At 63.2% G+C, this 26,201-nt stretch carries 21 protein-coding genes; 17 read left to right on the top strand and 4 right to left on the bottom strand.

All coding sequences use genetic code 11. The annotated features are described in order from the left end of the window. Window positions 1-61 precede the first annotated feature (61 nt). Window positions 62-1,894: an ATP-binding protein gene (locus tag MAFF_RS06920; protein WP_010910171.1), complete on the bottom strand. Its 1,833-nt coding sequence runs from the start codon at window positions 1,892-1,894 to the stop codon at window positions 62-64. Between the two features lie 154 nt (window positions 1,895-2,048). Here MAFF_RS06920 and MAFF_RS06915 point away from each other — a divergent pair, with 154 nt between their 5' ends. Both MAFF_RS06915 and MAFF_RS06910 read left to right on the top strand, forming a co-directional pair. Continuing rightward, window positions 2,049-2,612 (top strand): helix-turn-helix domain-containing protein, encoded by a 564-nt coding sequence (locus MAFF_RS06915; RefSeq protein ID WP_010910170.1) that lies wholly within the window; start codon window positions 2,049-2,051, stop codon window positions 2,610-2,612. Window positions 2,613-2,616: 4 nt separating this feature from the next. After that, entirely contained in the window at window positions 2,617-2,925 is a 309-nt protein-coding gene (locus MAFF_RS06910; protein ID WP_044547980.1) for a hypothetical protein, read from the top strand. A gap of 76 nt (window positions 2,926-3,001) precedes the next feature. Here MAFF_RS06910 and MAFF_RS06905 read toward each other — a convergent pair whose 3' ends face one another. After that, window positions 3,002-3,889 carry a LysR family transcriptional regulator gene (locus MAFF_RS06905; RefSeq protein ID WP_010910168.1) on the bottom strand — a complete coding sequence of 296 codons (888 nt, stop codon included), beginning with the start codon at window positions 3,887-3,889 and terminating at the stop codon, window positions 3,002-3,004. A gap of 118 nt (window positions 3,890-4,007) precedes the next feature. Between MAFF_RS06905 and tmpA the strand changes: the two genes are divergently transcribed. From tmpA to MAFF_RS06885, 3 genes are all read left to right on the top strand, one after another. Then, the gene (tmpA, locus tag MAFF_RS06900; RefSeq protein ID WP_010910167.1) at window positions 4,008-5,159 is read left to right on the top strand and encodes a 2-trimethylaminoethylphosphonate dioxygenase; all 1,152 of its coding nucleotides are present in this window, start codon (window positions 4,008-4,010) and stop codon (window positions 5,157-5,159) included. Continuing rightward, window positions 5,156-5,740, top strand: a complete 585-nt coding sequence (gene tmpB / locus MAFF_RS06895; RefSeq protein WP_010910166.1) for a (R)-1-hydroxy-2-trimethylaminoethylphosphonate oxygenase — start codon at window positions 5,156-5,158, stop codon at window positions 5,738-5,740. The genes tmpA and tmpB overlap by 4 nt, the downstream gene beginning before the upstream one ends. A 715-nt stretch (window positions 5,741-6,455) precedes the next feature. Next, window positions 6,456-7,616, top strand: a complete 1,161-nt coding sequence (locus tag MAFF_RS06885; RefSeq protein WP_044547977.1) for a PcfJ domain-containing protein — start codon at window positions 6,456-6,458, stop codon at window positions 7,614-7,616. Between the two features lie 83 nt (window positions 7,617-7,699). On the opposite strand, the gene MAFF_RS06880 is transcribed toward MAFF_RS06885, so the two are convergent. Then, window positions 7,700-9,502, bottom strand: coding sequence for an NAD(P)/FAD-dependent oxidoreductase (locus tag MAFF_RS06880; RefSeq protein WP_044547974.1), 1,803 nt, complete (start codon window positions 9,500-9,502; stop codon window positions 7,700-7,702). Window positions 9,503-10,002: 500 nt separating this feature from the next. Between MAFF_RS06880 and MAFF_RS06875 the strand changes: the two genes are divergently transcribed. The 9 genes from MAFF_RS06875 (at window position 10,003) to MAFF_RS06835 (ending at window position 20,752) form a co-directional block, all read left to right on the top strand. Next, window positions 10,003-11,784 (top strand): acetolactate synthase 3 large subunit, encoded by a 1,782-nt coding sequence (locus MAFF_RS06875; protein ID WP_010910161.1) that lies wholly within the window; start codon window positions 10,003-10,005, stop codon window positions 11,782-11,784. Window positions 11,785-11,861: 77 nt separating this feature from the next. Further along, on the top strand, window positions 11,862-12,437 hold the full coding sequence (gene ilvN, locus MAFF_RS06870) for an acetolactate synthase small subunit (protein WP_010910160.1): 576 nt from the start codon (window positions 11,862-11,864) through the stop codon (window positions 12,435-12,437). Between the two features lie 119 nt (window positions 12,438-12,556). Beyond that, window positions 12,557-13,153, top strand: a complete 597-nt coding sequence (locus tag MAFF_RS06865) for a LysE family translocator (protein WP_010910159.1) — start codon at window positions 12,557-12,559, stop codon at window positions 13,151-13,153. Window positions 13,154-13,368: 215 nt separating this feature from the next. Further along, the gene (locus tag MAFF_RS06860; protein WP_010910158.1) at window positions 13,369-14,634 is read left to right on the top strand and encodes an efflux RND transporter periplasmic adaptor subunit; all 1,266 of its coding nucleotides are present in this window, start codon (window positions 13,369-13,371) and stop codon (window positions 14,632-14,634) included. Continuing rightward, entirely contained in the window at window positions 14,631-17,792 is a 3,162-nt protein-coding gene (locus MAFF_RS06855; protein WP_010910157.1) for an efflux RND transporter permease subunit, read from the top strand. Before MAFF_RS06860 ends, MAFF_RS06855 begins: the two co-directional genes overlap by 4 nt. 77 nt (window positions 17,793-17,869) lie before the next feature. Beyond that, a complete protein-coding gene (gene nthA, locus MAFF_RS06850) occupies window positions 17,870-18,475 on the top strand; it encodes a nitrile hydratase subunit alpha (protein ID WP_010910156.1) in 606 nt (201 codons plus the stop codon). Continuing rightward, a complete protein-coding gene (gene nthB, locus MAFF_RS06845; protein ID WP_010910155.1) occupies window positions 18,472-19,131 on the top strand; it encodes a nitrile hydratase subunit beta in 660 nt (219 codons plus the stop codon). Before nthA ends, nthB begins: the two co-directional genes overlap by 4 nt. After that, complete coding sequence (locus MAFF_RS06840) at window positions 19,118-19,483, top strand: nitrile hydratase accessory protein (RefSeq protein ID WP_044547969.1); 366 nt, start codon at window positions 19,118-19,120, stop codon at window positions 19,481-19,483. The genes nthB and MAFF_RS06840 overlap by 14 nt, the downstream gene beginning before the upstream one ends. Window positions 19,484-19,624: 141 nt before the next feature. Then, window positions 19,625-20,752 carry an ATP-dependent DNA helicase gene (locus tag MAFF_RS06835; protein ID WP_010910153.1) on the top strand — a complete coding sequence of 376 codons (1,128 nt, stop codon included), beginning with the start codon at window positions 19,625-19,627 and terminating at the stop codon, window positions 20,750-20,752. Window positions 20,753-20,754: 2 nt separating this feature from the next. Here the strand turns inward: MAFF_RS06835 and MAFF_RS06830 are convergent, their stop codons facing one another. After that, window positions 20,755-21,174, bottom strand: a complete 420-nt coding sequence (locus MAFF_RS06830; RefSeq protein WP_032930751.1) for an STAS/SEC14 domain-containing protein — start codon at window positions 21,172-21,174, stop codon at window positions 20,755-20,757. A 160-nt stretch (window positions 21,175-21,334) separates the two neighbouring features. Between MAFF_RS06830 and MAFF_RS06825 the strand changes: the two genes are divergently transcribed. The 3 genes from MAFF_RS06825 to MAFF_RS06815 all read left to right on the top strand — a co-directional run bounded on the left by MAFF_RS06825 (window position 21,335) and on the right by MAFF_RS06815 (window position 26,193). Next, window positions 21,335-22,075, top strand: a complete 741-nt coding sequence (locus MAFF_RS06825) for a pyridoxine 5'-phosphate synthase (RefSeq protein WP_010910151.1) — start codon at window positions 21,335-21,337, stop codon at window positions 22,073-22,075. 98 nt (window positions 22,076-22,173) lie between these two features. Continuing rightward, window positions 22,174-24,087 (top strand): potassium transporter Kup, encoded by a 1,914-nt coding sequence (locus MAFF_RS06820; protein WP_010910150.1) that lies wholly within the window; start codon window positions 22,174-22,176, stop codon window positions 24,085-24,087. A 186-nt stretch (window positions 24,088-24,273) separates the two neighbouring features. Then, window positions 24,274-26,193, top strand: coding sequence for a potassium transporter Kup (locus tag MAFF_RS06815; RefSeq protein ID WP_010910149.1), 1,920 nt, complete (start codon window positions 24,274-24,276; stop codon window positions 26,191-26,193). Window positions 26,194-26,201: the final 8 nt, after the last annotated feature.

The raw sequence follows: 26,201 nt of genomic DNA, 5'->3' as shown, positions 1-26,201 counted from the left end.
CCCGGAAGCGTGATGCGCGGCTTCTCACTACTGCCAAGCAAATGGTCGTGACGCTCGGGGTTCAGTCGTTCTGGGGGCGCAGGCCGAAGGTGGCGGGCTTCAGGCCGTAGCGCATGTCGAAATCGTCGTCTGATTGCACGCGGCCGGTTGCCGGCTTGCGGTAGTCGGGATCGCCGGCCTGGCGGCCGGAATCGACCACTTCGGCGAAGGCCATCGCCTGCGGCGTCGGTTTCGGCACGTTGCGCAGGCGCTCGACGATCGCCACCAGGTCGACATCGTCGCCAGCCCTTGGCGACTCGGTCTCTTCACGTTTGGCCGTGCCGGGAAGCAGGTGGCTGGGCAGTCTCTCGAATTTCAGTCGCATGGTCGTCGCCACGCCTTCACCGAAGGCGATGGCTTCGCGCTGTCCCATGGACGACAGGAAGGCAAGCGTGGAGGCGGAGGAGTCAGCGATGGCCGAGCGGATGATCGCCTGGTCTTGTTCGTTGGCGAGCCGCATGGCGAAGAAGGTCGAGCACTGCGACAGGATGGTCGGGTCAAGCTCGCCGGGGCGCTGGGTGACGACGCCGAGATAGCAGCCATATTTGCGGCCTTCCTTGGCGATGCGCGACAGCGCGTGCCTGGTCGGCGCGAAGCCAAGACGCGGATCGGCCGGCATGTAGCGATGCGCTTCCTCGCACAGCAACAACAGTTGAAGCTTGCCTTCGCTCCACAGAGCGAGGTCGAAGGCCAGGCGCGCCAGCACCGAACAAACGGAGTTGACCACCTCGGAAGGCATGCCGGCCATCTCGAAGCAGGTCACGGGGCGACCATGATGCGGCACGCGAAAAATGTTGCCGATCGTCTCGTGGATGGTGTCCTCGATCAGGCGCGAACTGAACATGAAGCGATAGCGTGGATCGGCGGACGCCGATTCGATGCGCGTCTTCAGCGATTTGAGCGTCGGGCGCTCGTTCTTGCTTTCGAGCATGCCCATGCGCTCGTCGATCTGCTTGAGCAGATCGGCGATGCGGTAAGGCACCGGCGTATCGGCGGTCAGCGCATCGTTGCCGCGCCTGAGATAGGCGCCTGAATTCGGGTTGCGGTAGAGGCTCTTGGCCAGCGGAATGAGGTCGCGCAGGGCGTCGATCTCTTCCGGCACCGTTTCACGGCCGCGAAACAGCACCTCGGCGAATTCCTCGAGCTTGAACATCCAGAACGGCAGGTCGAGCGTCTTGGAATCGACCTTGACGCAATATTCCGGCAGTGACGCCGCGAATTCATTGTGCGGGTCGAGGATCAGGATGCGCAGGTCCGGTCGCGCCGCGATCGATTTGCGCAGCAGCAGCGAGACGGCGGTGGACTTGCCGACGCCGGTGGTGCCGACAATGGCGAAATGGCGCGCCAGCGTGTCGTCGATGGCGATGTTGGCGGCGATCGCCTCATCCTGCGACAGCGAGCCGATGGTGATGGAATGGCGACCGGCCAGGTCGTAGACGGCCTGCAGGTCGCGGCTGCGGATGCGGTGTGCGACCGCGCCGATATGCGGATAGGTGGTGATGCCACGGTCGAAGATCGGCTTGGCGCCGGGCTCGGCACCATCGCGCACTTCGCCGATCAGCTCGATGCTGACCTCGATAGCGTTCTGGCCTTCATTGCTCCAGGCGCGGTCCGACTTGCCGATGCCATAGACCAGGCCAACGGTTCGCGTCGTGCCCAGATTGATGGAAATCATCTTGCCGACCGTCCACAGGCCGGTCACCGCGCCGTCGACATCGTCCGCATAGGCGCTGATTGTGGCGCGCGCGCCGTCGCATTGCACGACATTGCCCAGGATGCGCCGGTCATTCTGCTCCGCGTCGCGGCGCTCCTGCAATGTCGGCTCTCCAACGGAAGCTTCGCGTTCGACAAACATGGACAGGCCAATCCCCATTTCCCTGGAGATCGGACCCTAGCGGAACGGGGTTAAGGTCGGATGAGGTCGGATGGTGTAGAGAGGATTAAGTGCCTGGCGAAAATTGTCGCGAAATGGCTCTTCTCCGATCCCTGTCTTTCGCTATAATGGACGAATGGATGATATAGCGAACGATATTTCTTCGACCATTGGCAGACGGATCCACGCGGAGAGGGTCATGCGGGACTGGTCGCTGGCCGAGCTTGCCGAGCGGTCCGGTGTCTCCAAGGCCATGTTGAGCACGATCGAGCGCGGCATGACCAGCCCGACGGCGACCCTTCTGGTGCGCATCGCGGCGGCTTTCGGCATGACGCTGTCGACCCTCATCGCGCGCGCGGAATTGCAAGGCGGCGGGCTGTTGCGCGAAGCAGACCAGCCGGCGTGGCGCGATCCCGATACAGGCTATGTCAGGCGACATCTGTCACCGGCCAGCGACATGCCGCTCGAACTGGTCAAGGTGCATCTGCCGGCGGGCGCCAGGGTCAGCCTGCCGGCGGCCTCCTATGCCTTCATCAAGCAGCAGATCTGGCTGATTGCCGGACGGCTCGAATTCACCGAAGGCGATGTGGTGCACAGGCTGGAGCCCGGGGACTGCCTGGCGCTCGGCGCGCCATCGGACTGCACTTTCCATGCCCTGGAGGCAGGCGCCGACTATCTCGTCGCGCTGGTCAGGGGCTGAGATCATGGCGAGACGGCCAAAGCGCTCCCATAATGGGGGGCCGCCTCTTGATGAATACAAGGGGCCACCCTGGGGCAAAGGCGATCCCTTCATCTTCCTGGCCTGGCAGGCCGCGCACGCCAAGGCATGGAAGGCGCCGAGCCGCGAGGTGATGCTGATGCGCATGGACAAGGCCGAACGGCTGGGCCTGACCTACGAGGAATACACGCTCGAGATCCTCGAGCGTGGACGGCATCTCCGGGAAGAAGACACCGAGCGCATCGCTGCCATCAAGGCCGCGCGCAAGCGACGCCGCGTGCGCCATCTCGATTGACGCCGGCATGGCGGGCTGATCGGCACGCTGATCTGCTGGAAGCGTGTCGGCGCCACATCGCGCCAGACCGTGACGATCAGGCCGGGGCCTTTCTGGACAGGTGCCCCAGCAGCCACTGGCGGAAATCCTGTTCGGCGCTGGTCAGGCGCGCGGTCGATGCGCTGGTCAGAAAATGGCCTGAGCTGCTGGAGAGCTCGAAATCGGAAAGCGGCACCAGGGTCCTGTTCCTCAGCGCCGCGTCAACAAGCGGCCGCGACCCCAGAAGCACGCCGGCGCCGGCGCTCGCCGCTTCCATCGCCGCGACGAAACTGTCGAAGCGGTGCGATCGTTGGGGGTGGCCGGCCAGTCCGGCTGCCGCGAACCATTCCGCCCACATTTCGCGCGCACCGGCGACCAGAAGCAGCGGCAGGGCCGTCCAGTCGGCGGCACCGGCCAGCGCTGGACTAGCCACCGGCACAAGCCGCTCGGCAGTCAGCCTGCCGGCCTCGCGTCCGGGAAAGGAGCCGTTGCCGAAACGGATGTCGAGCGCGGATCCCGGCAAATCATAGTCGGTCGGCCGATGGATCGTCACCAGATCGAGCTGGATGCGCGGCAGCGCCTCGGCGAGATCGGGCAGCGCCGGGACCAGGATAAGCAAGGCGAAAGAGATCGGCACCCGGATCGACACGGTCTGCACAGCGCGCGGCTCGAACAGTTCCGTCGTGCTGCTGGAGATGGTGGCGAAAGCCGACTGGATGTGCGGCAGATAGGCGGCACCCTCCGGCGACAGTGCGACGCCGCGCGCCAGCCGCGAGAACAGGCGCGTCTTCAACCGCTCCTCGAGCAGCCGGATATGCTGGCTGACGGCCGCCTGGGTCAGGCCGAGTTCGGCCGCGGCCGCCGTGAAATTCGACAGCCGTGCCGCAGCCTCGAAACTGCGCAGCCAGTCGAGGGGAGGCAGGGCGGGAATGGGTTTTCGAGGCATTAGAAATTTGTGGTCTTTGGCCAAAAAATGATAATTTGAGTTATGCCTTTCTTGTCGCCAACATGCAATCGAAACCCTGCGGACCGGGCCGCGGGGCGTAGAGGACAGGAACGGATCCATGCTCACCCACGCGCTGATTGGCGACGAAGGCAGAACGATCGAACTTGGCTGGCAGGGCGGGAGGCGCACCCGCTTTCACGCCATGTGGCTGCGCGACAATGCGCTCGACGACAAGACGCGCAGCGCTGGCAATGGCCAGCGGCTGATCACCATCCTCGACATTCCGGCCGAGACGAGGATCGGCGCGGCCGAGATCAAGGGCGGCGCGCTGGAAGTCAGTTTCGTGCCGGAAGGAAAGACGGTCAGCTTTCCCGCGCAGTGGCTCAGCGCCAACGCCTATGATCGCGACGAGCTTCGTGAGCCCGGCTGGACGGGCGATGTCATCCAGCGCTGGACCAAGGCGACGATGCAGAATTCGGTGCCGCGCGCCAGCTACAAGGCGGCCTTTCACGGCCGCAGCGTCCTGCGCGAATGGCTTTCGGCGGTGCGAACCTACGGCTTTGCGGTGATGGACGGACTGCCGGCCGAATCCGGCGCGTTGTGCAAGGTCTCCGACCTGTTCGGCTATATCAGGGAGACCAATTACGGCCGCTGGTTCGAAGTGCGCGCCGAGGTCAATCCGAACAATCTCGCCTACACCAATCTCGGCCTCCAGGCGCACACCGACAATCCCTATCGCGATCCGGTGCCGACGTTGCAGATCCTGGCCTGTGTCGAGAATACGGTGGAGGGTGGCGAGTCGAGCGTCATCGACGGTTTTGCCGTCGCGGCCGCGCTGCAGGCCGAAAACCCTGAAGGCTTCCGGCTGTTGAGTTCCTGTCCGGCGCGCTTCGAATATGCCGGCTCGTCCGGCGTGCGGCTGCAGGCGAAGCGGCCGATGATCGAGCTCGGGCCGGATGGCGAGCTGATCTGCATCCGCTTCAACAACCGCTCGCTGGCGCCTGTCGTCGACGTGCCCTTCGCCGATATGGACGCCTACTATGCCGCCTATCGCCGGTTCGCCGAGCTGATCGAGGATCCCGATTTCGAAGTGACGTTCAAACTTCAACCTGGCCAGGCCTTCATCGTCGACAACACGCGTGTCATGCATGCCCGCAAGGCGTTTTCCGGCACCGGCAAGCGCTGGCTGCAGGGTTGCTACGCCGACAAGGACGGCCTGCTGTCGACGCTCGCCGCGATCGAGCACAGCTTCAAGGAGGCCGCCGAATGAGCGGCCAGGATCTGAACGCCGACAACATCGTCGAATTCATCGCCGACATTTTTGAGCGCCGGGGCGCGGAATCTTATCTCGGCGAGCCGGTGACCATGTCCGAGCACATGCTGCAGGGGGCTTGGCTGGCGGAACAGGATGGTGCGCCCGAAGCGCTGGTGGCCGCGGCGCTGCTGCACGACATCGGCCACTACACCAGCGAGTTCGGCACCTATTCGCCCGACGATGTCGAGGACAAGCATCATGACGAGGCCGGCGGCGAGGTGCTGGCGCCTTTCTTTCCGCCTGTCATCGTCGAATGCGTGAGGCTGCATGTCGCGGCCAAGCGCTATCTCTGCGCGACCGACCCGACCTATTTCTCCAGGCTGTCGCCGGCTTCGGTCCACACGCTGTCGCTGCAGGGAGGGCCGATGAGCGCCGAAGAGGTGGCCGATTTTCGCAAGAACCCATTCCATGAGGAAGCGGTGCGGGTCCGCATCTGGGACGAGGGCGGCAAGGTCGCGAACATGAAGACGCGGGCGTTTCGCGATTACGTGCCGTTGCTGCAGCGGGTGGTACACGATTTCAGCAACCACGCCTGATGCAACCCTGCAGGCAGGAGGCAGCCCATGTGTTTCTGTTTCGACGGTGACAATGCGGTGATGGCATTCCGGCCGGAGCGCTGTCGCGAGCGTTTGCGTGGCGCTAGCGCCGAACGACTGATGGTATCCCAAGGTGAGCCAAGCCTGTTCGGCGCGGTCGGTTCGTTCGAGCCGGCCGATGCCGGCCGAGCGCGCCATATTGCTGTCGGGATGGGTCCGGAGTATTAGCCGCGCCCAACATGCGGCCTTTTTCATCCGCCGCACCCGTATCGACCACACTCTTGAAGGAGGCATGATGAGAACTTGTTCACGCATTTCGCGCCTCCACGGCGGTCGAACGGGCTGATCCGCACCACAGCGGATTCCATTTCCTGACGATCTGACGGCCGCCAAGCTGCGATGCGTTGCCGCGGCCATTGTCCGCGACTGTATCGATGCCGCTGAGATCAATGAACGGTGGGAGCCGACGCTCCCGGCCGACGACGGTGGCTGTCTGAAGGCCTGAGATGCGGCTTTGCAACACTCCCTCAGGCCCTTGTAAATATTGAAAGATTGGCTCTTGCACGAAAGTTTCTGCGGGCCTAGAGAGCCTGCCCGTTCCAACCCGTCATCCCAGAGGAGACCTGTCAAATGTCACGCCAATCCAGATCGACACATTCCGTGCCGGCGCTGGAATTGCGTGCGGCTGACAGGGTTCCAATCGGGAAAGACGGCCATGGCCAGGTCCATGATCCAGCGCAGGCAGGACGCCGAGCGCCAACGCATTGAAGCATATCAAGCATCGCTGCGGCGGGTTTGCGCCATGCCGCGCCCTGCTCCGGATTTCGAACGGGCGCTCGACGAGGTACGCCGAGGTCATGCCGGCGTGGCGATCCGCGACAGGGCCTTGTGGCGTCCGAAGCTGAAGACGCGCGACCCGGCGCGGCTGCGGCTGGCGGCTGCGCGCTACCTCTATGCGCGCTATCCGGTTTCGGCCGCGCTCGAGGCCATCTGGCTGGATCGGTCGGGGCTGGATGGCCAGGAGATCGCGCTTCGCCTTGCCTGGTACGTCGTGGTTGCAGGTGGTGGGTCGCTCTACAAGGCAGGCGCCAATGCGTGGCTGTCGCGCAAGGAGGTGCATTGCTTCCTCAACCTGTCTGGCGATTTCACGTTCGACGAGGCGTTCTGGTTCGCGATTGCTCGCTCCTACACCGAGGATTGCGGACTGGCCGCTCGCCTTGCGCGCACCAAGATCGCGCGCACGCCGCGTGGCGATCTGGCCTTCTGGCGCGAGGTGGTTCGCTTCTTCTGCGGGCAGCCAACGTCGAAGGAGGAGATCGACGACCTCAGCGACTATATCGCCGCCATGCACCGGCGCGACAAGGCGTATAGCCTGAAGGGCCGCACGCTTGCCTCGCTGAACCGGCAGATGTCGGATTGGCATCGCGACCTTGCCGCGATCGAACGCATCGAGGCGATGCGCCGGCGTGCCGCCGCGCGGGCTCAACCCGCTGCCGGCGCACCGGCGCAAAACAACGCATGGGCCGGCTCGCGCCTGCAGGATTGGGAATGGCATCCGCCGCCCAAGGAAGCGAGGGCGCATGGCGAGTGGTTCTCTGTCCGCCAGCTGAAGACGGCGGAGGATCTCGTTGCCGAGTCGAGGGCGATGCATCACTGCGTGTCGTCCTACGCGACCAAATGCATTGGCGGCTACGCCTCGATCTGGACGCTGCGGCGCAAGGCGCTCGGCAAGATCGAATGCTTGCTGACGATCGAGCTCGATCCACAGCATCGGGCGGTGCAGGTGCGCGGTTTCGGCAATCGTCTGGCTACGCCGGATGAACGCAAGATCCTCGAGCGCTGGGCCAAGGCGCGGGGGGTGATGCTGCGTGACTGAAACGAAACCCCGCGCAGCGGAGATGCCGCGCGGGGTTTCTCATTGCCGATGCGGGATGGCGGAAAACCTCCCGCGCTTGCCGGCTATCCCTTGTGATGCACCTTCTGCAGCCCGTAGACCGGCGTTGGCAAGCCGGCATGCCTGGCCTTCAATTGCAGCGACAGGAACTGCGAATAGTGGCGCGACTGGTGCAGATTGCCGCCATGGAACCACAAGGCTTCCTGCTGCGTCGGCTTCCACATGTTGCGCAACTCGCCTTCCCAGGGGCCGGGATCCTTGGTGGTGTTGGAGCCGAGGCCCCAGCATTTGCCGACCTTGTCGGCGGTTTCGCGCGAGATCAGATCGGCGGCCCAGCCGTTCATCGAGCCATAGCCGGTGGCGTAGACGATGAGGTCCGCGGGCAGTTCGGATCCGTCACTGAGCAGAACCGAATGCTGCTTGATCTCTTCGACGTCGACGCCGCTCTTCAGCTTGATTGAGCCATCGATGATCAGCTGGGAGGCGCCGACGTCGATATAATAGCCTGAGCCGCGCCTGAGGTACTTCATGAACAGGCCGGACTCGTCGTCGCCCCAGTCGAGCATGAAACCGGCCTTTTCCAGTCCCTTGTAGAACGCCGCGTCGCGTTTCTTCATCTCGGCATAGGCCGGGATCTGGAACTCGTGCAGGATCTTGTAGGGCAGGGAGGCGAAGATGAGATCGGCCTTGGCCGTGGTGATACCATTCTGCAGCGCCTGCTCCGAATAGAGCGAACCCAGTCCGATCTCCATCAACGTGTCGGATCTGGAGATATGGGTGCTCGAGCGTTGCACCATGGTGACGTCGGCGCCGGCCTCCCAAAGGGCCGCCGCGATGTCATGGGCGGAATTGTTGGAGCCGATGACGACGGCTCTTTTCCCGGCATAGTCATCGGGGCCGGGGTGCTTCGAGGAGTGGTGCTGATCGCCCTTGAAGGTCTCCATACCCTTGAATTTCGGCAGATTGGCCTTGCCGGATTGTCCGGTCGCCAGCACCAATTGCTTCGGCTTCAAGGTGATGTCCTTGCCGTCGCGGCGGACGACGACGGTCCATTCCTTCGTCTTGTCGTCATAGGAGGCGCTCTTGGCCTCCGTCGAGGACCAGTAGTTCAGCTCCATCACCTTGGTGTACATTTCCAGCCAGTCGCCGATCTTGTCCTTGGGTGAGAAGACCGGCCAGTTCTTCGGGAAATCGATATAGGGCAGATGGTCGTACCAGACCGGATCGTGCAGGCAGAGCGACTTGTAACGCTTGCGCCAGCTGTCGCCCGCCCGCTCGTTCTTCTCGACGATGATGGTCGGCACACCGAGCTGCCGCAGCCGCGCGCCGAGCGCGATGCCGCCCTGGCCGCCGCCGATGATGAGCGTGTAGGGCTGCGTCTTGAAGCCGAGCTCGGCCGCCTCCTTCTCGCGCTCTTCCTTCCATGTCGGACGGTTCTTGCCCGAGCCATGCTTGGCGCCCATCGGCCGTGCGAAGCCGGCCGGTTCCTCGTGGCCTTTCAATTCGACCATGGTGGTCAGCAGCGTCCAGATCTTGCCGTCCTTAAGCCTGATATGGCCAAAGCCGCGCGCGACTTCGGTCTCGAAACTGATCCAGCCCTCGATCAGCCCGCCGCTCTCGGTCGCGTCCTCGCCCTTGGCGAGCGCCCAATGTGCCGGCTTCGTCTTCGACAGCTGGCTCTTCAGCATGTCGCGGATCTGGTCCTTGCCTTCCATGGTCTTGATGTTCCAGGTGAAGGTGACGAGGTCGCGCCAGTAGCAATCCTCCTGGAAACAACCGATGGCCTTGTCGATGTCATTGGCGGCCAGGGCGCCGCCGAATTGGTCGAGCAGGTCGGACAGTTTCTTGCTTGGGGCCTTGTCGAGCATAAGTTTTCCTCCGTGAAATCCAGGCCGTCATGGTGGCTCCTCCCGACTTGCAAGCCGGACGATGAAGTATCGGCAGAGAGGACGGGCTTCGTCACGCCCCACCATAGTTTCGCGTGGCTTCAAGGACTTATCCGGAGAACGCTGTTTCTGAGCCGGTTTGGAGCGCTCTTGCGAAGGGCGGTGGTGTGGTGTCGGCGCGATGCGGTGTCCATCGCGAAATCGTGACGGCGCATTTGTCGAATTGGGAAGCGCCTTCATCGCCGGCTCGATTTTTGCCGTTGACAGGGCGCCTTGCCGGCCCGTAGTGTCCGCGACCATGAAAAAGGCACTCATTCTCGTAGGAAGGCGCGTGGGCAAGGCGGTGTAACCGCCGGGCGAAAACCTCCCATGCGCAACACATAGGCTCCCTCGGGGGCCTTTTTTATTGCCCGAAACACGACTAAACGACCAACAACACCCAAATGGCAACGCCCAGATGGCGACAGTACGGGACCAGACCGATGAGCAACGGACAAAGTGAACGGCGCGAGATGACAGGCGCCGAAATGGTGGTGCAGGCGCTGAAGGACAATGGCGTCAAGCATGTCTTCGGCTACCCGGGCGGCGCGGTTCTCCCGATCTATGACGAGATCTTCCAGCAGGACGACGTCGAGCACATTCTCGTGCGGCACGAGCAAGGTGCCGGGCATGCGGCCGAGGGCTATGCGCGCTCGACCGGCAAGGCCGGCGTCATGCTGGTGACGTCAGGCCCCGGCGCGACCAATGCGGTGACGCCGCTGCAGGATGCGCTGATGGATTCGATCCCGCTGGTCTGCCTGACGGGCCAGGTGCCGACCTCCTTGATCGGCTCCGACGCGTTCCAGGAATGCGACACGGTCGGTATTACGCGCCCCTGCACCAAGCACAACTGGCTGGTGAAGGACGTCAACGAGCTCGCCGCGACCATCCATGAGGCTTTCCACGTCGCGACCACGGGCCGTCCGGGGCCGGTTGTGGTCGACATCCCCAAGGACGTGCAGTTCGCCAAGGGTTTCTACGTCCCGCCGCAGATCGCGCCGCGCACCAGCTACCAGCCCAAGGTTCAGGGCGACCTGGAGAAGATCAAGGCCGCGGTCGAGCTGATGGCCAGCGCCAAGAAGCCGATCATCTATTCGGGCGGCGGCGTGATCAATTCCGGTCCGGAAGCGAGCCATCTGCTGCGCGAACTGGTCGACCTTACCGGTTTCCCGATCACCTCGACGCTGATGGGGCTCGGCGCCTATCCGGCGTCGGGCAAGAACTGGGTCGGCATGCTCGGCATGCACGGCACCTACGAGGCCAACATGGCCATGCATGATTGCGACGTGATGATCTGCATCGGCGCGCGCTTCGACGACCGCATCACCGGCCGGCTCAATGCGTTCTCGCCGAACTCGAAGAAGATCCACATCGACATCGACCCGTCCTCGATCAACAAGAACGTGCACACCGAGGTGCCGATCATCGGCGATGTCGGCCGGGTGCTGGAGGATATGGTGCGGCTGTGGCGGGCAACCGCCAAGGCCGACAAGAAGGCGCTCTATCCCTGGTGGGAGCAGATCGCAAAATGGCGTGGGCGCGATTCACTCGCCTACAAGATGAACCACGACGTGATCATGCCGCAATACGCCATCCAGCGGCTCTACGAACTGACCAAGGACAAGGACACCTACATCACCACCGAAGTCGGCCAACACCAGATGTGGGCGGCGCAGCACTATCATTTCGAAAAGCCGAACCGCTGGATGACCTCAGGCGGTCTGGGCACGATGGGCTATGGCCTGCCGGCGGCACTCGGCGTGCAGATCGCGCATCCCGATGCGCTGGTCATCGACATTGCCGGCGACGCCTCGGTGCAGATGACGATGCAGGAGATGAGTGCCGCGGTGCAGTACAAGGCGCCGATCAAGATCTTCATCCTCAACAACCAGTATATGGGCATGGTGCGGCAATGGCAGCAGCTCTTGCACGGCAACCGGCTGTCGCATTCCTACACCGAGGCGATGCCTGACTTTGTCAAGCTGGCGGAGGCCTATGGCGGCCATGGCATACGCTGCGAGAAGCCGGACGAGCTGGACGACGCCATCAAGGAGATGATCTCGGTCCGGAAACCCGTGCTGTTCGACTGCCGCGTGGCGAACCTCGCCAACTGCTTCCCGATGATCCCGTCCGGCAAGGCGCATAACGAGATGCTGTTGCCGGACGAGGCCACCGACGAGGCCGTGGCCAACGCCATCGACGCCAAGGGCAGGGAACTGGTTTAATCGACGGGCCAAGGCAGGGCTTGTCGAAGAAGCCGTGCGAAAACAAAGAATTAGATCAAGAATTTGAGATCCATGTCATGAACGCACAGCACCTTCAACCGACCGGCTCCGCCTACTTCATCGCCAAGGAAACGGAGCGGCCGGAGATCCACACGCTTTCCGTGCTGGTCGACAACGAGCCCGGCGTGCTCGCCCGGGTCATCGGCCTGTTCTCCGGACGCGGCTACAACATCGAGAGCCTGACCGTTTCCGAGACGGAGCATGAGAAGCACCTGTCGCGCATCACCATCGTGACGCGCGGCACGCCGCATGTGATGGAGCAGATCAAGAACCAGCTCGAGCGCATCGTGCCGGTCCATCGTGTGGTCGATCTGACTGTCCGCTCGCACGAGCTTGGGCAGGAGCGGCCCTTGGAGCGGGAACTGGCGCTGGTCAAGGTGGCCGGCTCCGGCGAGGCTCGCGTCGAGGCGCTGCGGCTGGCCGACGCTTTTCGCGCCAGCGTCATCGACGCCAACACCGAGCATTTCATCTTCGAGATCACCGGCAAGGGCTCCAAGCTCGACCAGTTCATCGCCATCATGAAGCCGCTCGGCCTGGTCGAGATCTGCCGCACCGGCGTGGCGGCCATGAACCGCGGCCCGCAGGGCATGTAGGCACACCACCGGCAAGGGGGCCGACGCTCACAACGCCTGGTTCGATCGGTGGCCGGGCGCTGGCCTTTGCGTGGCCAGCAAAAAAGAGACAATAATGCTGACGTATCTGGGAGGATAACATGTCACTCGACGCATTCCTCGCACTGCTCGTCTATGCCTTCGTGACCTCGATCACGCCGGGGCCGAACAACCTGATGCTCTTGGCATCGGGGGTGAATTTCGGTATCGCCAGAACCGTTCCGCACATGCTTGGCATCAGCATGGGCTTCCTGGTGCTGCTGCTTGCCGTCGGCCTTGGCCTTGGCGCTGTGTTGACGGCGTTTCCGGCGCTGCACACGGCACTCAAGATCGCCGGGGGCGCCTATCTGCTCTACCTTGCCTGGAAGATCGCCATGTCGCGCTCGCTGACCGGCAAGGGTGAGACGAAAGCGCGGCCGATGCGCTTCATCGATGCGGCGGCATTCCAGTGGGTCAATCCGAAAGCCTGGGTGATGGCGATCACCGCCATGGCTGTCTATGCCAATGCCGAACACCCGTTCCTGTCGGTGGCGCTGATCTCGACCGCCTTTACCATCGTCAACCTGCCGAGCGTTTCGGTCTGGGCAGGATTCGGCACGGCGCTGCGGGGATTCCTGTCGGATCCGGTGCGGCTGAAATGGTTCAACATCGCCATGGGCGTGCTCTTGGCGGCGACGCTGTGGCCAATGCTGAAATAGGGTTCCCCGGCGGTTCGACGGGCTTCGGCCCGCGGCAGTGACGGCACTGCCCACTCATTGTGCAGTGCACATTAAATCTTCGTAATGCCGTGTTTTGGCCCTTTTCCAACAAATGCGTGTCCTATCTATTCGGCGAAATCGCGGCAATGAGCCGTGGATTGCGCTAGAATACGACCACCTGACTGCGGCGTGTCGGACGGAGAGGCCTTTTGTCGATGCGTGGAAAAGTCATTCCTTCATTGCTTGTCGTCGCCTGTGCGGGCGCGGCCTGGCTCTATCTGTCTCCCGACACGCTGGGCAAGGTTGAGCAGCTCATCGGCGCCAAGCAGGTCGCGGCGTCGGACAAGGCGGCAACCGACAAGCAGGCAGCCGGGGGCAAGCAGGGGGCCGGTGGCGGTGGCGCCCGTTCGGCCTCGATCGTTTCGGCGACGGCGACCACGGCTGACTTCCCGATCCGGCGCTACGCCATCGGCTTCGTCTCCTCACCCGCCGTGGTCAGCATCAACGCGCGGGTCTCCAGCCAGATCGTGTCGATCGACGTCAAGGACGGGCAGATGGTGAAGGCCGGCGACACCCTGTTCTCGCTCGACGACCGGGCGCTCAAGGCGCAACTCGCCAAGGACCAGGCCACGCTCGCCAAGGACCAGGCGCTGCTTGCCAGTTCGAATTCCGATTTTCAGCGCGCCAAGGACCTTGTCGCCAAGCAGGCCGGCACGCAGCAGACCTACGATCAGGCCGTGGCCGCGCAGAAGGCGGCGGCCGCGACTGTCGACGCCGACAAGGCGACGATCGACGCGGACAATGTCCAGCTTGGCTTTGCCACAATCACGGCGCCGATCGCGGGCAGGCTCGGTGCGGTCAACGTTGCCGTCGGCGATCTGGTGACCACCAGCAACGGCAACAGCAGTAGCTCGACACCGCTGGTGACCATCACGCAGATGGACCCGTTGCAGGTCAACTTCAACCTGCCGGAAAGCAACCTTGCGCTGTTGCACAAGGCGCTTGCCAATCCCCAGCAAGGGGCGGTGACGCTGACCAAGGACGGCAACCCGACGGCTATCGGCAAGGGCACGCTCGATTTCGTCGATTCCAGCGTCGACACCGCCTCGGGCACGATCGCCACGCGCGCGAGCATACCCAATGCCGATCTTTCGCTGTGGCCGGGCCAATATGTGAATGTCGTTCTTGACGCTGGCGTCATGCCGCAGATGACCTCCGTTCCGACCGTCGCGGTCCAGCCCAGCCAGAAGGGACCGTTCGTCTATGTGGTCAAGCCGGACAGCACGGTCGAGATGCGGCCGGTGCAGGTAGCGCTGACGGATGGCCAAAACAGCGCCATCAGCCAAGGCCTCAAAGCCGGCGAGAAGGTAGTCACGGAAGGCCAGACAAGGCTGAAGAATGGCGCCGCCGTGCACGAAGGCGCCGCGGCCGCCGCGCCCAAGGTGGCCGAGGCAACCAACGCCGGCGAGGCGGCCCGATGATTTCCGAATTCTGTATTCGCAGGCCCGTCGCCACTCTCCTGATGTCGTTCGCCCTCGTGCTGGGCGGACTGTTCGCCTACAAATTCCTGCCGGTGGCAGCACTGCCGAGCGCCGAATTCCCGGTGGTCAATGTCTCGGCTTCGCTGCCCGGCGCCTCGCCGGAAACCATGGCGACATCGGTGGCGACGCCGCTGATCAAGCAGTTTGCGACCATCGCCGGCATCGATTCGATCTCGACCAGCAACTCGCTCGGCCAGACCTCGATCGCCATCCAGTTCGTGCTCAACCGCGATATCGATGCCGCCGCCGCGGACGTGCAGGCCGCGATCGCGCGCACGCAGAAATCGCTGCCGCCGCAGATGACATCGCCTCCCAGCTATCGCAAGGTCAATCCGGCCGACGCGCCGATCCTCCTGATGTCGCTGGTCAGCGACACGGTTCCGCTGACAGATCTTGATGCTTTCGCCGAGAACGTCATTTCCCCGTCGCTGTCGACCATCGACGGCGTGGCGCAGGTTTCGATCTTCGGCCAGCAGAAATATGCCGTGCGCATCCAGATCGATCCGACGGCGCTCGCCGCGCGCGGCATCTCGATCGATCAATTGCAGGCGGCGGTCGCATCGGCCAACAGCAATACGCCGCTCGGCGTGCTGCAGAACAACAAGCAGCAGCTGACCATCACTGCCAACACCCAGCTGACCAACGCCGCCGGCTTCTCCAACCTCATCATCGCCACCAAGAACGGCCATCCGGTGCGGCTGGGCGAGGTGACCCGTGTCGTCGATTCGGTGCAGACCACGACGACGGCGAGCTGGTATGACGGCACCCGCGCGATCATCATGGCCGTGCAGCGCCAGCCAGACGCCAACACCGTCGACGTCGTCGACAAGGTCAAGGCGATGCTGCCGTCCTTCCAGGACCAGATGCCGGCCGCCGCCCAGATCAAGCTGCTCAACGACCGTTCGACCTCGATCCGCCAGGCGGTCGACGACGTGCAGTTCACGCTGCTGTTGACCATCGCCCTGGTGGTCATGGTCATCTTCGTGTTCCTGCGCCGGGTGACGGCGACCATCATCCCGGCCGTGGCGGTGCCGATCTCGCTGATCGCCACGCTTGGGGCGATGTTCCTGTTCGGCTTTTCCATCGACAACATATCGCTGATGGGCCTGACGCTGGCGGTGGGCCTCGTCGTCGACGACGCCATCGTCATGCTGGAAAACATTTTCCGTCACATGGAGGAGGATGGGCTGTCGGCCTTCGATGCGTCGCTGAAGGGCGCGCGCGAAATCGGCTTCACCATCATCTCGATCTCGATCTCGCTGGTGGCCGTGTTCATCCCGGTGCTTCTGATGGGCGGTGTCATCGGGCGCATCTTCAACGAGTTCGCCGTGGTGGTGACGGTCGCCATCCTGGCATCGATGTTCGTGTCGCTGACGCTGACGCCGATGCTGTGCTCGCGGCTGCTGTCGGTTACCAAGGCCGATCGCGAAGCGCACGCCCCTGGCCACAAGCACGACCTCGTTACGCGCGGCTACGACCGGGTCCTGAGCTTCTGCCTGCGCCACACCTTCCTGGTGTTCCTCGTCTTCATCGGCACCGCCGCGGCGTCGGTATGGCTGATCGAGGTCTCGCCGAAGGGCTTCTTCCCGCAAGAGGATATCAGCCAGATCTCGGTCACCACCATCGCGCGGCAGGACATTTCGTTCGACGCCATGGTGAAGCTGCAAGGGCAGGTGGCAAGCGTCTTTTCCCACTCGCCCTATGTTTCGCATGTGGCATGGTCGGCAGGCAGCGGCGGCAATGCACTGAACCAGGGCCAGCTCTATGTGCAGTTGAAGGACAAGAGCCAGCGACCCGACATCGACAAGGTGCAGGCGGATCTGCGCAAGCAACTGGCTGGCGTGCCGGGTATCGAAACCTACATGCAGCCGGTGCAGAACCTGAGGCTGGGTTCGCGCTCGTCCGCCAGCGCCTACCAGTTGGTGGTTCAGGGCCTCGATACCGTCCAGACCGATATCTGGGCGCAGAAACTGAATGACGCAATGGCGGCCGACCATGCGACCTTCACCGACGTCACCAGCGACCTGCAGAACAATGCGCTGCAGGCATCGCTGGTGGTGGATCGTGACAAGGCTGCCCAGCTCGGCATCGATACCGACACGCTGCGCACCGCTCTCTATGGCGGGTTCGGCACGGACCAGGTTTCGACGATCTTCGGCTCGGCCGACAGCTACGAGGTCATCACCGAGCTCGATCCCAAGATCGAGTGGTCGCCCGAGCGGATGCTCGCCATCCAGATGCGGACGTCGAGCGGCTCGCTGGTTCCGCTCGGCGCCTTCGCCCGCGTCGATCGCACGGCCGGCGCCCTGACGGTGAACCAGCTCGGCCAGCTTCCGGCCGTGACCATCTCCTACAATCTGCCGCAAGGCGTGGCGCTTGGCGACAGCACCGCTCGCATCAGCGCGCTGAAGGAGCAGATCGGCATGCCGACGGCGATCTCGACGTCCTTCGCCGGCACCGCCAAGACCTTCCAGGATTCACTGGCCAACCAGGGCCTGCTGATCGGCGGCGCGATCCTGACGATCTATATCGTGCTCGGCATCCTGTATGAGAGCTTCATCCATCCGCTCACCATCCTCACCGGCCTGCCGTCGGCGGTGCTGGGGGCTGTCGTTGCCTTGCGCTTCGCCGGCATGGATCTGTCCGTCATCGCGGTGATCGGCATTCTGATGCTGATCGGCATCGTCAAGAAGAACGGCATCATGATGGTCGACGTGGCGCTTGAATTGCGACGAGAGGGCATGTCGGCCAAGGACTCCATCCACAAGGCCTGCCTGATGCGTTTCAGGCCGATCATGATGACGACGCTGGCGGCGCTGATGGGCACGTTCCCGATCGCGCTCGGTACCGGCGCCAGCGCCGAACTGCGCCAGCCGCTGGGCGTTGCCGTTGTCGGCGGACTGCTGGCCTCGCAGGCGCTGACCTTGTTCGTGACGCCGGTGATCTACGTCTATATGGAGAATTTCTCGGGCTGGCTGGTCGGGCTCATGCCGAAGCGCAAGGCCGAATTGCCTGCGGTCGAGAATCCCGAACAGCCCTCGCTGTTCGGCATCAACGACGACATTCCGGCCGAGCCCCAGAAGACGGCCGCCGAATAGCCGGCCACCAGGCGCTATTTCTGCTGGCCCAAGCCGTCATGCTTGCGGCCGGCGGGGCGGAACCGTAATTTGCGGCCATGTCCCATGATCACGACCACGACAACGAACTCGATCCGTTTGCCGCCCGCGTGCGGGCGCTGGAGACCATCCTGACCCGCAAGGGGCTGATCGATCCGGCAGCGATCGACATCATCGTCGATACTTACGAGACCAAGATCGGCCCGCGCAACGGCGCCAGGGTGGTGGCCAAGGCTTGGAGCGACCCCGCCTATGCGGATTGGCTCAAGCGCGATGCGACGGCGGCGATCGAGTCGCTGAGCTATACCGGCCGCCAGGGCGAGCACATGCAGGCGGTGTTCAACACCGAGGAGACGCACAACCTCGTCGTCTGCACGCTGTGCTCCTGCTATCCATGGTCGGTGCTCGGCCTGCCGCCGGTGTGGTACAAGGCGCCGCCCTACCGGTCGCGAGCGGTGATCGATCCGCGCGGCGTGCTCGAGGAATTCGGGCTGACGCTGGCGGCCACCACCAAGATACGCGTCTGGGATTCGACGGCGGAACTGCGCTATCTCGTCGTGCCGATGCGGCCGGCAGGCACGGAAGGCTGGAGCGAGGAGCAGTTGGCCGAACTGGTGAGTCGTGACGCGATGATCGGCACGGCGCTGGCGAGAGAGCCGGCATGAACGGGCCGCAGGACCTCGGCGGACAGATGGGATTCGGGCCGGTCGCGCCCGAAGAGGACGAGCCCTACTTCCATGCCGAATGGGAAAAGCGCGCACTCGGCGTCACGCTCTGCGCCGGCGCCATGGGTGCCTGGAACATCGATGAGAGCCGGCACGCGCGGGAATCGCTGCATCCGGCCGACTATTATTCCTCCAGCTATTACCAGATCTGGATCAAGGCGCTGGAAACCCTGCTCAAGCGCCACGGTTTCGTCAGCGAGCGCGATCTCGAGGCGGGCGAGGCGATCGACAAGGCGTCCACCCCGAAACGGGTGCTGAAGGCGGAGAACGTGCCTGCCGTGCTGGCCAAGGGCGGTCCCTGCAACCGGCCGATGGCGGAGCCGGCGCGGTTCAAGGCTGGCGACGCCGTGCGGACGAAGAATTTCAACCGGACCGGCCACACAAGGCTGCCGCGCTATGCGCGTGGCAGGCAAGGCAAGATCGAGGCGGTGCGCGAAGGCTTCGTCTTTCCCGACAGCAACGCGCATGGGCAAGGAGAAAATCCGCAATGGGTCTATACGGTGGTTTTCGACGGCACGGAGATCTGGGGCGAGGGGGCTGATCCGACGCTTGTCATCTCGATAGACGCCTGGGAGAGCTATCTTGAGCCGGCGTGAAGCGAAAGCGACGACCGCCGATTTGCCCGCGAGTCTCGACGCGCCGGTTTTCGCGGAGCCCTGGCAGGCCGAGGCGTTCGCCATGACAGTGGCGCTACACGACAAGGGCCTGTTCTCGTGGAGCGAGTGGGCGGATGCGCTGTCGGCGGAGGTGAAGAAGCCAGGTGCGGCGGCCGACGGTCATGACTATTACGAGCATTGGCTGGCGGCGCTGGAGAGCCTGCTTGCCTCAAAGGGGCTAGCCGCCAAGTCCGACGTCGATGCGACGGCGCGGGCCTGGGAGCGCGCCGCGCACGCCACTCCGCACGGCAAGCCGATCCTGCTCGAGAACGATCCGCGCGCCACCAGCTGATTGCGCGCGGCCAGCTCTTGTTCCCTTTACGTTCTTGTTTTTGCCTGATAGCCTGAAAGCGCGGGCGAGTTCACCGTCGCCAGTGTCGATGATGGTGGCGGCTGTCTTGTCTTTCCCTTGCGAATCCGGTCACACGATCAGATGGAATTTTCTCCCCAACAGGACGAGGCGCTGCAAGCGGTCGCCCGCTGGCTGCAGGCCGGCAAGCCGCAGCTGTTCAGGCTGTTCGGCTATGCCGGCACCGGCAAGACGACGCTGGCGCGCTATTTCGCCGAACATGTCGACGGTCAGGTGCAGTTCGCAGCCTTCACCGGCAAGGCCGCACAAGTGCTGCGCTCCAAGGGGGCGGTCAATGCCCGCACCATCCACTCGCTGATCTACAGGCCCAAGGGTGAGGAATCAGTGGAAGACGAGGTGACCGGCAAGACCTCGATGTCGCCGACTTTTTCGCTCAACCGGCAGAGCCCGATCTCGCGTGCGAAACTGGTCGTCATCGACGAATGTTCGATGGTCGACGAGCAGCTCGGCCGCGACCTGATGAGTTTCGGCACGCCGATCCTGGTGCTGGGCGATCCCGGCCAGCTGCCGCCGATCTCGGGCGGTGGCTTCTTCACCGATCACGAGCCCGACTTCCTGCTCACCGAGATCCACCGGCAGGCGCGCGACAACCCGATCCTGCGGCTGGCGCTCGACGTGCGCGAAGGCCGCGAATTCATGCGCGGCGACTATGGCACGGCGCAGGTGATCGGCAAGGAAGACGTCACCCAGGAACTGGTGCTGAAGGCCGACCAGGTGCTGGTCGGCACCAATCGCACCCGCCGCCGCTACAATCAGCGCCTGCGCGAGCTGAAGGGCTTCAATGCCGACTATCCCCAGGCCGGCGACAAGCTGGTCTGCCTGCGCAACGATCCCGCCAAGGGGCTGCTCAACGGCTCCTTGTGGAAGGTGATGACCTCGTCCCGCGAGACGGTGAAGCCGGGCATCAATCTTCTTGTGTCGCCGGAAGAGGACGATCCCGACCGCGGAGTCGCCAAGATCAAGCTGCTCAAGGCGGCGTTCGAGGATCCCGACGCCGATATCCCCTGGCAGCAGAAGAAGCGTTTTGATGATTTCGACTACGGCTATGCCTTGACCGTGCACAAGGCGCAGGGCTCGCAGTGGAACGAAATCGTGCTGTTCGATGAAAGCTGGGCCTTCAAGGAAACGCGCCAGCGCTGGCTCTATACCGCGATCACGCGAGCTGCCGAGCGATTGACCATCGTCAGATAGAGTTACGACGACGGCGTTTCTCGCACGCCGACGTGCCGGACCCCAAGCCATTCCCAGGCCTCGGCTTCATCCTCGGCGTCGAAATGGCGGAATTCGATGGGCGACGACGTGGGCAAGGCGTGTCGCGCGTCCGCTGTCCAGTCCGGCATGCCGATCGCCGCGCAGCGGCCTATATGCTCGAGTGCATGGGCGGCGCCCAGCTTGAGGGTCTCGTCGGAAACGTTGGCCCAGTCGACACCGTCGTGATCGACGATGCGCACGGCCACGTCGATTCGCTGATGGAGCGCATAGGCCGCCTCCAGCAGACCGAACATGTTTTCCGCATCGGCCGCCGAGACATGACCGACAACGTCGATGGCGAACAGGTCGTCGCGATCGGTGTCGATGCGACGGATCGTCGGCACGGATTGCAGGAAATTCACGGGTTGTGCCTCCTTTGGCGGAACGCGTTGGTCTTCTGGAACACCGGAAACCCCTATCTGTTCCCATCAAAGGCGCTATAGATGCCCAATCCAGAGCGCGCTGCGGCTTAACGTGTGGCCATGGTGCGCCGCTAACCGCCTGATTTCACGGACGCCAGACATGCCCGCAAAGCTTTCCGTCAACCTCAACGCCATCGCCATGCTGCGCAACCGGCGCGACCTGCCATGGCCCAGCGTCACCGGCATCGGCCGGCTTGCGCTTGCCGCCGGTGCGCATGGGCTGACCGTGCATCCGCGTCCCGACGAGCGTCACACGCGGCATTCCGACCTGCCCGAAATCCGGGCGCTGATCGACGATGAGTTCCCGCAGGCGGAATTCAATATCGAGGGCTACCCGAGCGAGGATTTCCTGGCGCTTGTGGAAAAGCATCAGCCCGAACAGGTGACGCTGGTTCCCGATGATCCGGCGCAGGCAACCTCCGACCATGGCTGGAACTTCGTCGCCGATGCGGCGTTGCTGACACCGATCGTCAGGCGCCTGAAGAAGGGCGGCTTCAGGGTGTCGCTGTTTTCCGACGCCGATCCCGCCGGCATGACAGCCGCGCGAGACACCGGCGCCGACCGGATCGAGCTCTATACCGGCCCTTATGGCAGCTACCATTCCGATTCCGCAAAAGCCGACAAAGAACTGGAAAGATTGGGGAAAACAGCCGACGCGGCATTCGCCGCCGGCCTCCAGGTCAATGCCGGGCACGATCTGACGGTGGGCAATCTGCCGGCCCTGGCCAAGCGCATTCCGGCATTGGCCGAAGTGTCAATCGGACATGGGTTGACAGCCGACGCGTTGGAGTATGGCATGGCCGGCACGGTGGGGCGGTTTCTCAGGGCCTGCGGTTGGTAAGGGTAGAGTTTCGCCTTGCAGGTATGGCAGCCATAGCGTGCAACTGACATCGCATCGTAGCATGCGTGAAGCACCGCGCGCTCGTCGGGGAGTGGTCTATGGACCTTGCCAGTCGCGATAGCGAGGCCGAAACCGTCGAGCAATCGAGCCATTCCGGGGCCGAACAGCACAGCACCAAAGTTCTTATGCTGGGTGCGCTCGGCGTTGTCTATGGCGATATCGGCACCAGTCCGATCTACGCTTTCCGTGAGGCGCTTCACGCTTCGCCCGGTATCGATACGCGCGCTCAGGTGCTTGGTGTACTGTCGCTGATCGTCTGGGCGCTAACGATCATCGTGACGATAAAATATGTCGCCTTCGTACTTCGCGCCGACAATAAGGGCGAAGGCGGTACGTTGTCGCTGATGTCGCTGGCGCGAACCGCCTATCCCAAAGGTGCGCGACTTATTCTGGCAATCGGCCTTTGCGGCGCGGCGTTGTTTTTCGGCGATTCGATCATAACGCCGGCCATCTCCGTGCTGTCGGCGGTCGAAGGCCTCAGGGTGGTGACGCCGACACTGGACCCCTACGTCGTGCCGATCACGCTGCTCATCCTGGCCATTCTGTTCTCGGTGCAGCGCTTCGGCACGGGAAAGGTGGCGGCGGTGTTCGGGCCGGTGACCGCACTATGGTTCCTGGCTATCGGCGTAGCAGGGCTCTATCACCTGTTGGACGATCCATCGATCCTGCTGGCCATCAATCCCTATTACGCGGTCACCTATCTCGCCAGCACACCCACGGCCGCCTTTGTCACTGTCGGCGCGGTGTTCCTGGCGGTGACCGGGGCCGAGGCACTTTATGTCGATCTCGGCCATTTTGGGCGCAAGCCTATCGTGTTGGCGTGGTTTTCCGTGGTTTTCCCATGCCTGCTGCTCAACTATTTCGGGCAAGGTGCTTTTGTGCTGGCCAATGGCGGGAGGCCGACCAATCCATTCTTCCAGATGCTGCCCGACTGGGCACTGATGCCGATGGTGGGGCTGGCGACGGCCGCAACCGTCATCGCTAGCCAGGCAGTCATATCAGGTGCTTTTTCGCTGACCCGCCAGGCAGTGCAGCTCAACCTTCTGCCACGCATAGAGGTGCAGCATACGTCCGAAATGCAACTCGGCCAGATCTACATGCCCCGCATCAATCTGCTCGTCGCTCTGGGGGTGATGCTGCTGGTCGTCGGTTTCGGCAGTTCGAGTTCGCTGGCTTCCGCCTACGGCATCTCGGTGACCGGCGAAATGCTGATGACGACGATCCTTTTGTTCGTCGTCATGCGCAAGCTGTGGAAATGGAGGCTGGCGGTCGCGCTGCCGCTGACATTGCTGTTCGGCATCATCGACAGCGGCTTCTTCCTGGCAAACATCGTAAAGATATTCGAAGGCGGCTGGGTATCGATCACGGTTGCCTGCCTGATGGGGCTGATCATGTGGACCTGGATACGCGGCACGCGCTATCTGTTCGACAAGACCCGCCGCAACGAAATCCCGCTCGATTTTCTTGCCGCCAATCTGTTGAAGAAGAAGCCGCACCTGGTGCCAGGCACGGCTGTGTTCCTGACCAGCGATCCCTTGAGTGCACCGACAGCGCTGATGCACAGCCTGAAGCACTACAAGGTGCTGCATGAGCAGAACGTCATCCTTTCGGTGGTGACGGCGCCACAGCCGGTGGTATCAGACAGCGACCGGGTCAAGATGGAGACGGTCAACGACCTGTTCATGCGGGTGACGCTGACCTTCGGCTATATGGAACAGCCCAACATTCCGCGCGCGCTGGCGATCTGCCGCAAGCGGGGCTGGAAGTTCGACATCATGACGACATCGTTTTTCCTGTCGCGGCGTTCGCTCAAGGCCTCGCCCAATTCCGGCATGCCGGTGTGGCAGGACAGGCTGTTCATCGGCCTGGCCCGCACGGCGGCCGATGCAACCGAATATTTCCAGATCCCGACCGGACGTGTCGTGGAAATCGGCACGCAAGTCGCTATCTAAAGGCGGATATGGCAGCTTTTATGGGCGCCCTCCATGCCCCACGGCCGCGAATTCAGCCCGCGACCATTGGATTACGGCCATTTCCCAAGGAGCCTAGCGTTGCCAACATGGGAGCCATCACGCTACGGCACTTGATATTGCATTGCAGCAAGCGTAGAGCACCGCGCGCTTATCGGAGTGTCGTCCATGGCCCTTGCCAACACTGGTAGTGAGGCAGAACCCGTCGAACAGTCGAGCCATCCGGAAATCGAACAGCATAGCACCAAGGTGCTGATGCTGGGCGCGCTGGGCGTTGTCTACGGCGATATCGGCACCAGCCCGATCTATGCCTTTCGCGAGGCGCTGGTGGCGTCGTCTCACGGCACCGTCGCGCAACGCGGCGATATCCTTGGCGTGCTGTCGCTGATCATCTGGTCGCTGACGATCATCGTCACCATCAAATACATCATGTTCGTGCTGCGCGCCGACAACCGCGGTGAGGGCGGCGTGCTGTCGCTGATGGCGCTGGCGCGCGGCAGTTTCCCGAAGCGCTCGGCGGTGATCCTGGGCATCGGCATTGTCGGCGCCTCGCTGTTTTTCGGCGATGCGGTCATCACGCCGGCGATTTCGGTGCTGTCGGCGGTCGAAGGCATGAATGTCGTCACCCCCACCTTCCAGCCCTATGTCGTGCCGCTGACACTTGTGATTCTCGCCGTGGTGTTCGCGGTGCAACGTTTCGGCACGGGCGGTGTGGGACTGGTCTTCGGTCCGGTGACCGCGGTCTGGTTCCTGGCGATCGGTCTTTCGGGCCTCAAGCACATCATCGCCGATCCGGAAATCCTTTGGGCGATCAGCCCGCACTACATCGTCGCCTTCCTGATTCATTCGCCCGACGTCGCCTTCGTCACCATCGGCGCCATCTTCCTGGCTGTCACCGGCGCCGAGGCGCTTTATGCCGATCTCGGCCATTTCGGACGCAAGCCCATCGTGCTTGCCTGGCTGTCGATCGTGTTTCCCTGTCTGCTGCTGAACTATGCCGGGCAGGGCGCCTTCGTGCTGGCCAAGAATGGCGTCGTCGGTCATCCGTTCTTCGAGATGAACGAGGGCTGGGCACTGATCCCGATGGTGGTGCTGGCGACCGCCGCGACGGTCATCGCCAGTCAGGCTGTGATTTCGGGTGCCTTCTCGCTGACCAGGCAGGCAGTGCAGCTCAACATGCTGCCGCGCCTCGAAATCCTGCACACCTCGGAAAAACAGTCCGGCCAGATCTACATGCCGCGTGTCAACCTTCTGCTGGCATTGGTGGTGATGATGCTGGTGGTCGGCTTCGGCGAGTCCAGCAAGCTCGCCTCTGCCTATGGCATCTCGGTGACCGGCAACATGCTGGTGACGACGGTGCTGCTCTATGTCGTGATGACCCGCATCTGGAAATGGCGGCTCTGGGTTGCGATCAGCTTGACGGTGCTGTTTGCCTTCATCGATATCGGCTTCTTCGCTTCCAACATCGTCAAGGTGTTCGAAGGCGGCTGGGCGTCATTGCTGGTGGCCTTCACAATCGTGCTGGGTATGTGGACCTGGGTGCGCGGCAGCCGCTATCTGTTCGACAAGACCCGCCGCAACGAGATCCCGCTCGATTTCCTCGCCGGCAATCTGTTGAAGAAGAAGCCGCAGCTTGTATCCGGCACCGCGGTGTTCCTGACCAGCGATCCCTTGAGTGCACCGACAGCGCTGATGCACAGCCTGAAGCACTACAAGGTGCTGCATGAGCAGAACGTCATCCTTTCGGTGGTGACTGCGCCACAGCCGGTGGTGCCCGACAGCGACCGGGTCAAGATGGAGACGGTCAACGAGCTGTTCATGCGGGTGACGCTGACTTTCGGCTACATGGAACAGCCCAACATTCCGCGCGCGCTGGCGATCTGCCGCAAGCAGGGCTGGAAGTTCGACATCATGACGACGTCGTTCTTCCTGTCGCGGCGTTCGCTCAAGGCTTCGCCCAATTCCGGCATGCCGGTGTGGCAGGACCGACTGTTCATCGGGCTGGCGCGTACGGCGGCCGACGCGACCGAGTATTTCCAGATCCCTACCGGGCGTGTGGTAGAGATCGGCACGCAGGTGGCGATCTGACAAGCTCG

It is taken from the genome of Mesorhizobium japonicum MAFF 303099 (genome assembly GCF_000009625.1).
GTDB lineage: Bacteria > Pseudomonadota > Alphaproteobacteria > Rhizobiales > Rhizobiaceae > Mesorhizobium > Mesorhizobium japonicum.
Note: the sequence above shows the minus strand (reverse complement) of the source record. Positions and strands in the feature narration are given on the sequence as shown.

What these genes read in the sequence shown, in the direction of transcription:
- MAFF_RS06880 (WP_044547974.1), bottom strand. Translation starts at nt 9,502, where the DNA reads ATGCTCGACAAGGCCCCAAGCAAGAAACTGTCCGACCTGCTCGACCAA.
- MAFF_RS06820 (WP_010910150.1), top strand. Translation starts at nt 22,174, where the DNA reads ATGGACCTTGCCAGTCGCGATAGCGAGGCCGAAACCGTCGAGCAATCG.
- tmpA (WP_010910167.1), top strand. Translation starts at nt 4,008, where the DNA reads ATGCTCACCCACGCGCTGATTGGCGACGAAGGCAGAACGATCGAACTT.
- MAFF_RS06855 (WP_010910157.1), top strand. Translation starts at nt 14,631, where the DNA reads ATGATTTCCGAATTCTGTATTCGCAGGCCCGTCGCCACTCTCCTGATG.
- MAFF_RS06885 (WP_044547977.1), top strand. Translation starts at nt 6,456, where the DNA reads ATGGCCAGGTCCATGATCCAGCGCAGGCAGGACGCCGAGCGCCAACGC.
- tmpB (WP_010910166.1), top strand. Translation starts at nt 5,156, where the DNA reads ATGAGCGGCCAGGATCTGAACGCCGACAACATCGTCGAATTCATCGCC.
- MAFF_RS06915 (WP_010910170.1), top strand. Translation starts at nt 2,049, where the DNA reads ATGGATGATATAGCGAACGATATTTCTTCGACCATTGGCAGACGGATC.
- MAFF_RS06860 (WP_010910158.1), top strand. Translation starts at nt 13,369, where the DNA reads ATGCGTGGAAAAGTCATTCCTTCATTGCTTGTCGTCGCCTGTGCGGGC.
- MAFF_RS06865 (WP_010910159.1), top strand. Translation starts at nt 12,557, where the DNA reads ATGTCACTCGACGCATTCCTCGCACTGCTCGTCTATGCCTTCGTGACC.
- MAFF_RS06875 (WP_010910161.1), top strand. Translation starts at nt 10,003, where the DNA reads ATGAGCAACGGACAAAGTGAACGGCGCGAGATGACAGGCGCCGAAATG.
- MAFF_RS06910 (WP_044547980.1), top strand. Translation starts at nt 2,617, where the DNA reads ATGGCGAGACGGCCAAAGCGCTCCCATAATGGGGGGCCGCCTCTTGAT.
- MAFF_RS06825 (WP_010910151.1), top strand. Translation starts at nt 21,335, where the DNA reads ATGCCCGCAAAGCTTTCCGTCAACCTCAACGCCATCGCCATGCTGCGC.
- MAFF_RS06905 (WP_010910168.1), bottom strand. Translation starts at nt 3,889, where the DNA reads ATGCCTCGAAAACCCATTCCCGCCCTGCCTCCCCTCGACTGGCTGCGC.
- MAFF_RS06920 (WP_010910171.1), bottom strand. Translation starts at nt 1,894, where the DNA reads ATGTTTGTCGAACGCGAAGCTTCCGTTGGAGAGCCGACATTGCAGGAG.
- MAFF_RS06835 (WP_010910153.1), top strand. Translation starts at nt 19,625, where the DNA reads ATGGAATTTTCTCCCCAACAGGACGAGGCGCTGCAAGCGGTCGCCCGC.
- nthB (WP_010910155.1), top strand. Translation starts at nt 18,472, where the DNA reads ATGAACGGGCCGCAGGACCTCGGCGGACAGATGGGATTCGGGCCGGTC.
- nthA (WP_010910156.1), top strand. Translation starts at nt 17,870, where the DNA reads ATGTCCCATGATCACGACCACGACAACGAACTCGATCCGTTTGCCGCC.
- MAFF_RS06815 (WP_010910149.1), top strand. Translation starts at nt 24,274, where the DNA reads ATGGCCCTTGCCAACACTGGTAGTGAGGCAGAACCCGTCGAACAGTCG.
- ilvN (WP_010910160.1), top strand. Translation starts at nt 11,862, where the DNA reads ATGAACGCACAGCACCTTCAACCGACCGGCTCCGCCTACTTCATCGCC.